The sequence below is a fragment of the Shimia litoralis genome (assembly GCF_005518135.1).
GTDB lineage: Bacteria > Pseudomonadota > Alphaproteobacteria > Rhodobacterales > Rhodobacteraceae > Shimia_E > Shimia_E litoralis.
Window position 1 is genome coordinate 13445 of the sequence record NZ_SULI01000004.1, and the last position, 13551, is coordinate 26995.

The following is a 13551-nucleotide window of genomic DNA, read 5'->3' on the forward strand; positions in this document are numbered from 1 at the left end:
CACAGATGCCCGTATACAACGCCCCCGTCAAAGACATGCAATTCGTTCTGCACGATGTGCTGAATGTTTCTGAATCAGACATCCCCGGATATGCCGATCTGGAAATGGACTTCACCAACGCCGTGCTGGAAGAAGCTGGAAAATTAACCAGCGAAGTTCTGGCTCCGCTGAACGTTGTGGGGGACCAAGAGGGCTGTCGTTTGGAAAATGGCATCGTCTATACACCTACTGGGTTCAAAGAAGCATTTGAGCAGGTCAAAGAAGGCGGCTGGACAGGTCTGGATATGCCCGAAGAATACGGTGGCCAAAACATGCCGTACGTTCTTGGGACCGCTGTCGGCGAGATGTTTTCCGGATCAAACCAAGCCTTCACAATGTATCAAGGCCTGACACACGGGGCTGCTGCTGCAATTTTGGCCCACGGGACTGACGACCAGAAAAACACATATCTGCCAAACATGGTCTCCTGCGAATGGACAGGCACCATGAACCTGACCGAGCCTCATTGCGGCACGGATCTGGGCCTGATGCGCACCAAAGCAGAGCCACAAGCGGACGGCAGCTATAAGGTGACGGGCCAAAAGATTTTCATCTCGGCGGGTGACCACGACATGGCGGACAACGTGATCCACCTTGTGTTGGCCAAAATCCCTGGCGGGCCTGACGGCATCAAAGGTGTCTCACTGTTCATCGTGCCAAAATTCAACGTCAACGAAGACGGCTCGCTTGGGGCGCGCAACGGCGTGAGCGTCGGCGCCATCGAGAAAAAGATGGGTATCCACGGCAACTCGACCTGTGTGCTGAATTATGACGATGCCACCGGGTATTTGTTGGGCGAAGAACACAAAGGCATGCGTGCCATGTTCACTATGATGAACGAAGCCCGTCTAGGCGTCGGCATGCAAGGGTTGTCTGCTGCAGAAGCGGCGTATCAGAATGCGGTTGAATACGCCAAGGACCGCCTTCAGGGCCGTGATGTCACCGGAGTTAAGAACCCTGACGGTCCTGCGGATCCGCTGATTGTGCATCCTGACATCCGTCGTTCGCTGATGGATCAAAAATCCTTCATCGAAGGGGCGCGCGCATTTATCCTTTGGGGTGCCAGCTTGATCGACCAAGCCCACCGTGCACAGGACAAGGATGCGGACGGCCTTGTATCGCTCATGACACCAGTCATCAAAGGTTTCCTGACCGACGAAGGCTATGACATGACCGTTCAAGCGCAACAGGTCTACGGCGGCCACGGCTATATCGAAGAGCACGGCATGAGCCAGTTCACTCGCGATGCCCGTATCGCGATGATCTATGAAGGTGCCAACGGCGTTCAGGCGCTGGACCTTGTGGGTCGTAAGCTGGCCCAAGATGGCGGCAAACATGTCATGGCGTTCTTTGATCTGGTGAAAACCTTCTGCAAAGAAAATGGCGATGACGAAGCTCTGAAGGACTTCATCGAGCCGTTGAAGGCAGCCTCCAAGGACCTTCAGGCCGCAGGTATGTATTTCATGCAAAATGGCATGAAGAATCCAAACAATGCTCTGTCAGGGTCTTATGACTTTATGCACATGTTTGGGCACGTCTGCCTTGGGTTGATGTGGGCACGTATGGCAAAGGCCGCAACGTCAGCTCTCGCAGCCGGGACTTCTGACGCTGCGTTCTACGAGACCAAGCTCACGACCGGACGCTACTATATGGCTCGTCGCTTGCCGGCCACCGCCCTGCATCTGTCGCGCATTCAATCTGGCGCAGACACTGTTATGGCTCTGGACGCACAGGCATTCTAAGGGCGCGGCGGGGGTTCCCCGCCCACCCACAAATTTTGAGGAGGACAGATGCCAAAACGTTTCCGTTTGACCCGCCGTTTCCCTGTCGCAATGACAGAAGACGGATATCGCAAGCTGCGCAGTTTCGCAGCCCAAGCCGGTCTGGACGAAGGCGAGGCGCTGTCCTTTCTCTTTGAAAACTTTGACTCAGTGACCGATGCCGATGGTTTGGCCCATCGCCTTCGGGCGTTCAATTCCGATCTCGACGCGCGCAAGCGCTGACTGCGACCCTGGGGGACACTATGGCTTCAAGCTGGATGACCGACGAGCACCAGATGCTTTCTGATATGACCGCAAAATTCATCAACGATGAATGGTCACCGCGCTTTGAGAAATGGCGCAAACAGGGCGAGATGGATCGCGAAACGTGGCAAGAAGCAGGCGAGCTGGGATTGCTTTGCCCATCCATTCCAGAAGAATACGGCGGCGTTGGGGGTGATTTCGGCCACGAGGCCGTGATCCTGATGGAAGCCAACCGCGCAAATCTGGCAAGCTGGGGCCATGGCATCCACTCTGGGATCGTGGCGCACTACATTCTGGAATACGGTTCGGAAGAGCAGAAACAACGCTGGTTGCCCAAAATGGTTTCGGGCGAGATTGTCGGCGCGTTGGCCATGACTGAACCCTCGGGTGGGTCTGATGTTCAGGCGATCAAAACCCGTGCTGTGAAAGAGGGCAATTCCTACCGTCTGTCAGGGTCAAAAACCTTTATCACCAATGGCCAACACGCAAATCTCGTGATTGTTGCCGCGAAAACAGACCCCAAGGCAGGCGCCAAAGGCACATCGCTGGTGATCGTCGAAACCGAGAATGCCGAAGGTTTCTCGCGTGGTCGCAACCTCGAGAAAATCGGGTGCCACGCGGCGGATACGTCCGAGCTGTTTTTCGATAACGTCGAAATTCCACCCGAGAACATTCTTGGGGGCGAAGAAGGCCAAGGCTTTTACCAAATGATGAAGCAGCTAGGCCAAGAGCGTCTGGTCATTGCGTGCATCGCCATGGGATCAATCGAGGGAGCCGTCGAGCGCACCATCGCCTATTGCAAGGAGCGCGAGGCTTTTGGTGGCCCGATCCTGCAATTTCAGAACACACGGTTTAAGTTGGCAGAATGTCAAACCAAGGCCAAAGTGGCCCGGGCGTTTTTGGACGAATGCATCAGTGAACTGATCGCAGGTGAGTTGACCGTCGAAAAGGCTGCAATGGCCAAATACTGGATCACCGACACCCAAGGCGAAGTTCTGGATGAATGTCTGCAGCTGTTTGGCGGCTATGGCTATATGCAGGAATACGCAATTGGCGAAATGTGGGCAGATGCCCGTGTACAGCGTATCTACGGCGGTACGAATGAAATCATGAAAGAACTGATTTCGCGCAGCCTTTGATTTTGTTTGGGAGGACAAGAGAATGACAATCAAGCTTCATTGTTTTGGTGAAAGCGGAAACGCCTATAAGGCCGCTCTGGCCTTAGAGCTCTCCGGTCTTGAGTGGGAGCCCGTCAAAGTCGACTTTTTCGCTGGTGAAACCCGCACGCCGGAATACCGTGAGACCGTCAATGAAATGGGCGAAGCCCCCGTGCTTGTCGACGGCGATTTTCGCACGTCGCAATCCGGTGCCATCCAAGCTTATGTCACAGAAAAATCCGGCAAATTCGGCGGAAAAACCCGCGACGAGAATTACGAAATTCTGCGCTGGGTTCTGTGGGACAATCACAAGCTGAGTTCACAGGCGGGCATGACCCGTTTTCTGATGAACTTCTTGCCTGAACAGCATCGCAACGCGGATGTGATTGCCTTTAACCAAGGCCGTCTCAAAGCTGCATTTCAAACGCTCGAGACCCAACTTGCGGGCCGAGACTGGATTGTCGGCGACAGCATGACCAATGCCGACCTGTCTTGCTGTGGCTACCTGTATTACCCCGAACCGTTCGGATTTGACCGCGCGGCTTGGCCCAACATCGACCGGTGGCTTTCAAACATCGAAAACACCCCCGGCTGGAAACACCCTTACGACCTGATGCCCGGTTCCCCCGCGGATCGCGCTTGAATAGGAGACAATGATGACCGAAGCTTATATTTATGACGCTGTGCGCACACCGCGCGGCAAGGGCCGCAAGGACGGCGCCTTGCACGAAGTCACCTCGGTGCGCCTGTCCGCAAATGTGCTGGACGCACTAAAAGATCGTAATGGCCTTGATGGTCACGCTGTCGAGGACGTGATTTGGGGCAATGTCACCCAAGTGAAAGAACAAGGCGGTTGTCTGGCACGTACCGCTGTGTTGGCGTCTGATCTGGATGAATCGATCCCTGGTCTGGCGATCAACCGGTTCTGCGCATCCGGCATGGAAGCCGTGAACCTTGCGGCAAACCAAGTCAAAGGTGGCGCTGGTGATGCATACATCGCAGGTGGTGTCGAAATGATGGGCCGCGTGGCCATGGGAAGCGACGGCGCAGCCATCGCAGTCGACCCCTCAGTGGCAATGAGCACATATTTTGTACCCCAAGGGATTTCCGCAGACATCATCGCGACCGAATACGGGTTTAGCCGCGAGCAAGCCGACGCACTGGCCGTCGAGTCACAGCGCCGCGCCAAGGCCGCTTGGGATGATAACCGCTTTGCAAAATCCGTCATTTCCGTCACTGACCAAAACGGTCTGACAATTTTGGACAATGATGAGTACATGCGCCCTCAGACCAACATGCAGTCGCTGGGTGGTCTCAAAGCATCATTCGCCGAAATGGGTCAAGTTATGCCCGGTTTTGATAAAATCGCGCTGATGAAATACCCTCATCTTGAAGGCATCAACCACATTCACCATGCTGGCAACTCGTCGGGCATCGTAGATGGGTCAGCTGGCGTTTTGATCGGCAACAAAGAGTTCGGCATCAAATACGGCCTTAAGCCACGCGCACGCATTCGCCAGACCTGTAAAATTGGCACCGATCCCACGATCATGCTGACGGGTCCCGTACCAGCCACCCAGAAAATTCTGGCCGACAGCGGCATGTCGATCAGCGACATCGATCTGTTCGAAGTCAACGAAGCCTTTGCGTCGGTGGTTCTGCGCTTCCAGCAGGCCTTTGACGTCGACCCAGCCTTGGTCAACGTAAACGGTGGGTCCATTGCAATGGGTCATCCGTTGGGCGCGACAGGTGCGATCATCATTGGCACCCTTCTGGACGAGCTGGAACGCTCTGACAAAGAAGTCGGTCTGGCCACGCTGTGCATTGCCTCGGGCATGGGCGCAGCCACAATCATCGAACGCGTGTAAGGAGCGAAACAAATGAGCGATTTCAACCTCTCCGTAGACGCCGATGGCGTTGGTATCATCACTTGGGATACCATTGGAAAATCTATGAACGTCATGTCCGAACAGGCGTTTTCCGACCTGAACGACATTGTTGACAAGGTTCTAGCAGACGATGCCATCAAAGGCGCGATTGTCACATCTGGCAAAGCTGGATCTTTTGCTGGCGGTATGGATCTGAATGTCATTGCCAAAATGCGCGATGGTGCAGGCGACAACCCGGCCAAAGGCCTGTTTGATGGCGTCATGAACATGCACGGCATCCTGCGCAAAATCGAACGTGCGGGCATGGACCCGAAAACCAACAAAGGCGGCAAGCCAATTGCCTGCGTTCTTCCGGGAACCGCGTTGGGGATCGGCCTCGAGCTGCCATTGTCATGCCACCGTATCTTTGCTGCGGACAACCCAAAGGCCAAAATTGGCCTGCCAGAAATCATGGTCGGCATTTTCCCAGGCGCGGGCGGGACAACACGTCTGACTCGCAAAATGGGGGCCATGGCTGCCTCGCCCTTCCTGCTTCAGGGCAAAATGGTTGACCCCAAAAAGGCCAAAGCGGCTGGCATCATTGACGAGGTCTGCGAAGATCCGATGGCCGACGCCAAAGCATGGGTTCTGTCAGAGCCGAACATTGTGAAACCATGGGATGCCAAAGGGTATAAAATGCCCGGCGGTGAACCTTATCACCCTGCTGGCTTTATGACCTTTGTGGGGGCATCCGCGATGGTCAACGGCAACACATGGGGCGTTTACCCTGCTGCCAAAGCTCTGCTGTCAGCCGTGTACGAAGGTGCGATGGTGCCGTTTGACACGGCCATCAAGATCGAAGCACGCTGGTTCACCAACGTTCTGATGAACCCGTCGTCGTCGGCGATGATCCGCAGCTTGTTCATCAACAAAGAAGCCTTGGAAAAAGGCGCGAACCGTCCTGACGTGCCAGATCAACGCGTCAAAAAGGTTGGCGTATTGGGCGCAGGCATGATGGGCGCAGGCATTGCGCTGGTCTCTGCCAAAGCAGGTATGGATGTGGTCCTGATTGACCAGAACCAAGAAGCAGCGGACCGAGGCAAAGCCTACTCTGAAACCTTCATGGACAAGGGCATCAAGCGCAGAAAAGCGACCGCCGAGCAAAAAGACGCGCTGTTGGCGAAAATCAATGCTACCACCGATCTGGCAGCATTGTCTGACGTCGACCTGATTATCGAAGCCGTATTTGAAGATCCCGGTGTCAAAGCCGAGATGACCAAAAAGGTCGAAGCGATCATTCCAGAAGACGCAATCTTTGCCTCGAACACCTCGACTTTGCCGATCACCGGCTTGGCCGAAGCATCCGTGCGCAAGGACCAGTTCATCGGCATCCACTTCTTCTCACCAGTGGAAAAGATGGCCTTGGTGGAAATCATCAAGGGCAAAGAAACCGGCCCGCGTGCCGTTGCCAAAGCTCTTGATTACGTGCGCCAGATCAAAAAGACGCCCATCGTTGTGAACGACGAACGCTTCTTTTATGCCAACCGCTGTATCATCCCTTATATCAACGAAGGTGTGAAAATGGCTGGCGAAGGTGTGGCACCTCAGCTGTTGGACCACGCGGCGCAATTGCTGGGCTTCCCTGTTGGACCCATTCAGCTTGTGGACGAGACCTCGTTGGATCTTGGCGCCAAGATTGCCAAAGCCACCATGGCGGCGATGGGCAATGCCTATCCCAAGTCTGTTGCCGACGATGTGACGTTCTGGATGGTCGAAGAAGGTCGTTTTGGCCGCAAAGCAAACGCGGGCTTTTTTGACTATGATGAAAACGGCAAGCGCTTGGGCTACTGGAAGGGCTTTGCCGACAAGTTCCCACAGTTGGACGAACAACCAGATGTGACCGAAGTCCAGCACCGCTTGATTTTCGCACAAGTTCTGGAAGCTGTACGCGCGCTGGAAGCCGATGTTCTCGAGGACATTCGCGAAGGCGACGTGGGTGCCATCCTTGGTTGGGGCTTTATGCCTTGGTCCGGTGGCCCGTTCAGCTGGCTGGATATCGTTGGGGCACCTTGGGCCGCAGAAAAATGCGACGAGCTTCAGGCGAAATTTGGCGATCACTTTGCCTGCCCACCGCTGTTGCGTGAAATGGCCGAAAAGAACCAAACATTTTATGGTCGTTTCGACAAAAGCGCAAAAGCCGCATAAGCGAAGCAATCAGTATCATGAACACACGAAAGGCGCGTCTTTGGACGCGCCTTTTTCTTTGGCTCAGGATCGAAATTTTCAGAGTTGCGAGACCCGTTATCAGGCGACGGCAAAACTCTGGCGGTCTGTCGCAAACTCCATTTGTAACAGGCGCGTCGCGACACTGAGAGGCAGCATATTATAGTTGCTGGACGGATCATGTTTGGGCAAAAAGCCGGCCGAAACGCCCCAATGGCTTTGACAAAACATCAACGACCCGTTTTCTGCGAACACCATTTGATCTTCTTCAAAAATCGGCAGCATCACCTCGACCGTTCCGTAGGGGCGTTGTTTCTCGACGCCCGGTAACACCTGAAGCGCCGCAGCAGGCACAACCGCAAACGGGTCGCCCCATTGGTCAGTAATTTCATCGGTTTCGATCAGGATACCCTGATGCGGCATCACGAGCATTTCATTTTCATTGTCGATTGTGCCAGCCGATACGTGCAGCGGCCACAGCGCTTCGGGGCACTCACCGACGCCAGCCCACAGTTGGTCGCGCAACACCGCCAACACCGGCTGCATCCCCCCGTCAAACGTCATCAACTCGTCGCCTGCGCTGACCGCTTCCATCGGGGTCAGCCCTCTGTGGGTCATGACCAGTGTTCCTTCGACAATGCCACAGCCAGCCCCCAGCAAGACAGGATCCAACAATTTATTTTTTGGGGCCTTTGGCTTGGCGTCAGGCCCGCGAAGCTTGGTCAATCCGAACATTGTCTTTCCCTTATCTCAGGTCGATAGCAGCCCAGATAGTTGGTTAAAAATGTTGGGTGTCTCTGAGCCAGAAATAAGGAAGTTTTGGGGCAATGTTTCCGCGTTACGGACAATGCGCGCTTATTTGGATCATTACCCCGAAAGTGGCCTCAATCAAACCAGACACCGTGCGACATGGATTGTTTTTCGTTAACCACTAGGCAGAACGAAGGGCAATTGTTGCCCCCGCAGCAGCAATCATGAATATCCCGAGAATCTGCATGAGTTCCAGCGTTTGACCGAACAACATCCATGCAAATGCGGGGCCAAATATCATCACCGAATATTCAAACACTGCAACATTTGTTGGCACATCCAGTTGATACGCTCGAATGATCAAAAACACCCCAGCAAGCGACCCTACAGCCTGAAGCACAATCCACGGGGCCACATCCCAAACAGGCCAGACAAACGGGCGTGTCAGAAAATCCACCTCTGGGCCGACGGGGATAATGTATAGGATGACCAAGCCAACCGCACCTACGATCCCAAGCATCATCATGTTGCTGGCCAGCAAAGCAACGGTGCTTTCTCCCGCGCACCAACTGCGTGTCGCGATCGACGAGACCGCATATAAAAATCCAGCACCAACAGGCATAATCGACAGCATACTTACGCCTTGCACGCCGGGCTGCAGGACCAGAAGGACGCCGACGAACCCAATGACGACGGCCAGTATCCGCCAAGGACCGATCCGTTGCTTCATCACCAAGCCGTTGATCAACACCACGAAAATCGGCGATGTGAAAAGCCCTGCAAGGGCTTCTGCAAGTGGCATAAACCCCAAAGCCCCAAAATACAGGACCATGGCACCAGTAAGCGCACCCGATCGGGCGGTCACAGCCCCCCAACGTTTTGGCCACAACGTTCCCAACCCCAACAGCGGCAGCGCCAACAGTAGAGGCACCATCAGCACAGAGCGCATCATGATGAACTGCCAGACGCTGATCCGGCCAGTGAACTTGGCAATGAAGTTATCAATCAAGCCGATGATAAACATCGCCGACAGCATCGAAACCGCTGAGGCAAATGGTCGATTTGAATCAGAAAAAGCCATGAATGCCGTCGCGTTGAGTTTCAAGGGGATACGTAAGACTACAGACTTACACCAGAGAGGGAATTTATCGTAAAAGCAATACTACACTCAGAGAATCACGGGAGGGATCTGATGGGCTGGATGGCTGATGAAACAGGGCTGGACAAATGTACGGCCAACTTTGTACCGCTGACACCGCTTTCACATTTACAACGTGCCGCAAAGGTCTTCCCTGACCATCTTGCGGTGAGTTATGGAAAGCATCGCAAAACTTATGCCGAATATTTTGCACGCTGCTCACAACTGGCATCTGCGTTGACCAAACAAGGTGTCCAATCGGGCGACGTTGTGGCCACGCTGATTCCGAATTTACCCGCCCAAGCCGAAGCCCATTTCGGTGTCCCTGCCTGCGGGGCGATTGTGAACACGATCAACACCCGTTTGGATGTAGATACCGTGGCCTATATTTTCGACCACGGTGGTGCCAAGGTTGTTTTGGTGGATCCACAGTTCCTTGACTTGGCCGAGGCCGCATGCGCCCAGATGAAAGGCGAGGCACCTATTCTGATCGAGGTGGCAGACGATCAAGCTGGGTATCACGCGACGGGCAAGCATATGGAATACGAGGCCCTGTTGGCCACCGGTGATCCAGAGTTTGAATGGCTCATGCCTCAGGACGAATGGGAAAGCCTTGCGCTGAATTACACCTCTGGCACCACAGGCCGCCCCAAAGGCGTCGTCTATCATCATCGGGGCAGTTACCTGATGACCATGGGCACGGTCGTCAGCTGGAGAATGGTCTTAAACCCGGTCTTTATGGCGATCGTCCCCTTGTTTCACTGCAACGGCTGGAACCACACGTGGATGATGCCACTGGTGGGCGGTACGCTGGTTTGCTGTCGTGATATCACAGCGCAAGCGATCTATAATGCGATCCACTACGAGGGCGTGACCCACTTTGGTGGTGCGCCGATTGTGCTGAACCTTTTGGTCAACGCATTGGACGAAGAGCGCCGGACATTCGACCACACCGTCGAAGTCTTTACTGCGGGTGCACCACCTGCCCCCGCGACATTGGCCAAAATCGAAGACCTCGGTTTCAACGTCACCCAAGTATACGGACTTACCGAAACCTATGGGCATGTCACCGAATGTCTGTGGAACAATGACAGCTGGGGCGATTTGGACAAAGCAGGCACCGCCGCCATCAAAGCCCGTCAAGGCGTGGCCATGCCCATGATGGAGCATATCACCGTCTTGGACGAGCACATGACCCAAGTTCCGATGGATGGGAAAACCCAAGGGGAAATCGCCATCCGGGGCAACTCGGTGATGAAAGGGTATCTCAAAAATCCAGAGGCAACCAAGGAGGCCTTTGAAGGCGGATATTTCCACTCTGGCGACATCGCGGTACAGCACCCGGATACGTATATTCAGATCGCGGATCGTGCAAAAGACATCATCATTTCAGGCGGAGAAAATATTTCGTCTGTCGAAGTCGAAGGCGTCCTGATGGGGCATCCGGCCGTAAGCCTTGCTGCAGTTGTTGCGAAACCGGATGACAAATGGGGCGAAGTCCCCTGTGCATTTATCGAGCTCAAGGATGGTGCCACTGTGGACGAAGCCGAGCTTATCGCCTTTTCCAGACAAACCTTGGCAGGGTTCAAAGCCCCCAAGAAAGTGGTGTTCCAAGAGCTTCCAAAAACCTCGACCGGGAAAATTCAAAAATTCGAATTGCGCAAGCTGGTTTAGGCAACAACACACACCATTCTTTTGGGCGTGGGGCTTTGGTCCTGCGCCCTTTTACGTTCCAAGGTCCCGCCAAGGTCACCTGGATCGCATCGGTGGATTGCTGAACCCCCAGTTTGCGTGTAATTTCCTACAAAACCACGGCAGAGCAGGCCACACCGATGACAGCGCTCAAGAAATATGACCGACTAGAGGCCACCGCTCTTTGGCGTCCCTCACCGCAAGAACAACGCCGAGAGGTGATTGTATCGATTGGTGACGCCACGCTGGTGATCTCTGACATGAATGATCGCGCCCTGACACATTGGTCGCTTCCGGCTGTGGCTCGGGTCAATCCCGGAAAGCGCCCAGCCATCTATTGCCCCGACGCAGACCCTGACGAGACACTCGAACTGGGCGAGCAAGAAGAAGATATGGTCAAGGCCATCGAGAAACTGAGATCGGAAATTGATCGCCGCCGCCCCCACCCTGGTCGGCTGCGCATGGCGACATTGGCAGTTTCGGCGGTTTCCGTATTGGCGCTGGCAGTGTTCTGGCTGCCCGGAGCATTGCTTAACCATACGGTGGCGGTGGTGCCCGATGTAAAGCGCGCCGAAATTGGGGCGGCCTTACTGACACAGACCTTCCGGCTGACTGGGCCACCCTGTGCAGATATTCTGGCGACACCAGCATTGCGTCGACTATCCGCCCGTCTTGATACGCCCCAGCTTGTGATTGTTCGTGGGGGCGTGCGCACAGCCAAACTATTGCCCGGTGGTGCCGTTTTGATGAACCGCGCCGTTGTCGAGGATTTTGAAGAGCCCGACGTCGCGGCGGGATACGTCGTGGTTCAAAAGACAGATGCCGCGCAAAACGATCCCCTGCGGGCTTTGTTAAAAGCCTCGGGATTATCGGCAAGCTTTCGACTGCTCACAACGGGCAGCGTTTCAGAAGACACCTTGCGCACCTATGCCGAGATCCTGCTGGCGGCGCCAGAACCAGATATCGACACCGACGCCCTGCTTGAGCGTTTCACAGCAGAGCGCGTGCGGTCCACCCCATTTGCCTATGCCCTTGATGCTACGGGCGAAACAACGCTTGAACTGATCGAGGCCGATCCGTTTGGAACAGGGGCACAGCCGCTGTTATCAGATGGAGACTGGGTCGCACTTCAGGGGATTTGCGGAGGCTAAGACCCGCGCTTAGTCGCGCAGGAAAGCCCCGCTAAATCCTGATTTCTGTGCGACGGCCAGAGCGTTTTCGCCGCTTGTCTCAGACCCAAAGGGACCAGCCAGAACCATACGGCGGGTTTCCCCGTTTTTGGTATAGCGACCAATTTTGACCGGAAGCCCCTGTTTTCTAAGCTTCTGCGCGGCAGCTTGTGCGGATTGCGCGTCTTGATATGTGGCGGCCTGCACATAATGGGCCCCTGACAGGCGCAGCGACTTTGTCACTGGGGCGCTTCGCGTCGATACAACAGGCGCATTGGGTGCTCTCGAGGTGCTTTGCGTCGCCAACTGCGGTGTCTTTTCAAACGGCGCGGACGTCGCATAAGAAGACGATTTTGATGACATTACAATCGTCTCGCCAGTACGGCGGTGGATCATGGTTCTTGGAAGCGTCTCGCTCCATGCGGCATCCATTGCCGCCTTGCCAGCAAAGGTCTGTTCGGCCCGATGCGGGTTCAAACGACCATCATCAAACACACGCCGATATCCTTTAGGAACCGTAGGCGCAGGCAAATGTGTGAACTGGTTTTCATACACATGACGCGGCACTACCCGAACATTCGGCGATACCTCGCCCTCTTTCACGATCTGTCCGACGACAACGCCTTGGCTGCCGATAACTTCGGACCATTGGCGCTGAATGCGGATCACGGGTGCGGGTGCTGTGGCTTTGCCAGTGCCCGGTGTATAGGGCAGTTCGCTCTGTGGGCCGCAGCGTACAGCATATTTGCCGTGCATCGCGGACGCCCCGGAGGCGCTTCGGCAAGGCGACGAATGTCCAGAAGCGCGCGGAGCCTGTGTTGTTGACCGGCGCGCGGATGTCGCCGAAGTCGTTGTGGTGGCTGTTGTGCTTGCCGGCTTGGTCGCGGTTTTTGCAGCGGTGGCCTGTGTGGTGCGCGGTTTGGGCGTTGCCTTAGGAGCCGACTTTGCGCTGCTTGTTGAGGCTTTTTTGACACTCGTTGTCTTTGGAGCTGACGCCGCTTTCGCTGTCGATTTTGTGGTCGACTTGGCTTTTGGCTTTGTCGATGCCGTGCTGGTTGCCGCAGCAGTTGCGGGCGCCGTTGTTCCGAAAATTGTTGTGGGTGGCTTTGGCTTTGCGGCAGGTTCGATAAAGACCACATCATTGTTCAGCTTGGGAGCAGACCCTGTGGACGGTTTCGCGCCAGCAATTGTGGGTTTGTATCCACAAACCACCTTGCGATTTCGCGTCATGCGCGGCACCCACGTGACGTTTCCATCCACACCCGCACGGATATAGACACAGCCTTTGCTGTCCACGTATTGCTTGCCCTTGTAGGACGCAGGCGGAAACTCCGACGGCGTTTCTACATTTTTCAGGGATTGCGCGTGCACCGCAGCGCCCAATCCCAAAGATGATGCGATCACACCGATCGCGATGACTCTGGTCAGTTTCATTGTGCCCCCACAATATATGGGGGCCAGTCTAGCCGGAAAACTCTATATGAGTAAACT

At 55.0% G+C, this 13551-nt stretch carries 11 protein-coding genes; 8 read left to right on the forward strand and 3 right to left on the reverse strand.

Annotation, left to right across the window (positions count from 1 at the left end):
• The first annotated feature begins 5 nt into the window (after positions 1–5).
• The 6 genes from FAP39_RS05035 to FAP39_RS05060 are packed head-to-tail and all read left to right on the forward strand — an operon-like array spanning position 6 to position 7293.
• Positions 6–1781, forward strand: coding sequence for an acyl-CoA dehydrogenase C-terminal domain-containing protein (locus FAP39_RS05035; protein ID WP_138015305.1), 1776 nt, complete (start codon positions 6–8; stop codon positions 1779–1781).
• 48 nt (positions 1782–1829) lie between these two features.
• Positions 1830–2042, forward strand: a complete 213-nt coding sequence (locus FAP39_RS05040) for a hypothetical protein (RefSeq protein WP_138015306.1) — start codon at positions 1830–1832, stop codon at positions 2040–2042.
• A gap of 20 nt (positions 2043–2062) precedes the next feature.
• Entirely contained in the window at positions 2063–3202 is a 1140-nt protein-coding gene (locus FAP39_RS05045; protein ID WP_138015307.1) for an acyl-CoA dehydrogenase family protein, read from the forward strand.
• Between the two features lie 22 nt (positions 3203–3224).
• Positions 3225–3863, forward strand: coding sequence for a glutathione S-transferase family protein (locus FAP39_RS05050; RefSeq protein ID WP_138015308.1), 639 nt, complete (start codon positions 3225–3227; stop codon positions 3861–3863).
• Positions 3864–3876: 13 nt separating this feature from the next.
• Complete coding sequence (locus FAP39_RS05055; protein ID WP_138015309.1) at positions 3877–5088, forward strand: acetyl-CoA C-acetyltransferase; 1212 nt, start codon at positions 3877–3879, stop codon at positions 5086–5088.
• A 12-nt stretch (positions 5089–5100) separates the two neighbouring features.
• Positions 5101–7293: a 3-hydroxyacyl-CoA dehydrogenase NAD-binding domain-containing protein gene (locus FAP39_RS05060; protein ID WP_138015310.1), complete on the forward strand. Its 2193-nt coding sequence runs from the start codon at positions 5101–5103 to the stop codon at positions 7291–7293.
• Between the two features lie 99 nt (positions 7294–7392).
• Here FAP39_RS05060 and FAP39_RS05065 read toward each other — a convergent pair whose 3' ends face one another.
• Positions 7393–8046 carry a Hint domain-containing protein gene (locus FAP39_RS05065; RefSeq protein ID WP_138015311.1) on the reverse strand — a complete coding sequence of 218 codons (654 nt, stop codon included), beginning with the start codon at positions 8044–8046 and terminating at the stop codon, positions 7393–7395.
• A gap of 196 nt (positions 8047–8242) precedes the next feature.
• Positions 8243–9142, reverse strand: a complete 900-nt coding sequence (locus FAP39_RS05070) for a DMT family transporter (protein WP_138015312.1) — start codon at positions 9140–9142, stop codon at positions 8243–8245.
• A gap of 111 nt (positions 9143–9253) precedes the next feature.
• Here FAP39_RS05070 and FAP39_RS05075 point away from each other — a divergent pair, with 111 nt between their 5' ends.
• Entirely contained in the window at positions 9254–10873 is a 1620-nt protein-coding gene (locus FAP39_RS05075; RefSeq protein WP_138015313.1) for an AMP-binding protein, read from the forward strand.
• Positions 10874–11031: 158 nt separating this feature from the next.
• Complete coding sequence (locus FAP39_RS05080; RefSeq protein WP_138015314.1) at positions 11032–12042, forward strand: hypothetical protein; 1011 nt, start codon at positions 11032–11034, stop codon at positions 12040–12042.
• A gap of 9 nt (positions 12043–12051) precedes the next feature.
• On the opposite strand, the gene FAP39_RS05085 is transcribed toward FAP39_RS05080, so the two are convergent.
• The gene (locus tag FAP39_RS05085) at positions 12052–13494 is read right to left on the reverse strand and encodes an SPOR domain-containing protein (RefSeq protein WP_138015315.1); all 1443 of its coding nucleotides are present in this window, start codon (positions 13492–13494) and stop codon (positions 12052–12054) included.
• Positions 13495–13551 lie beyond the last annotated feature (57 nt).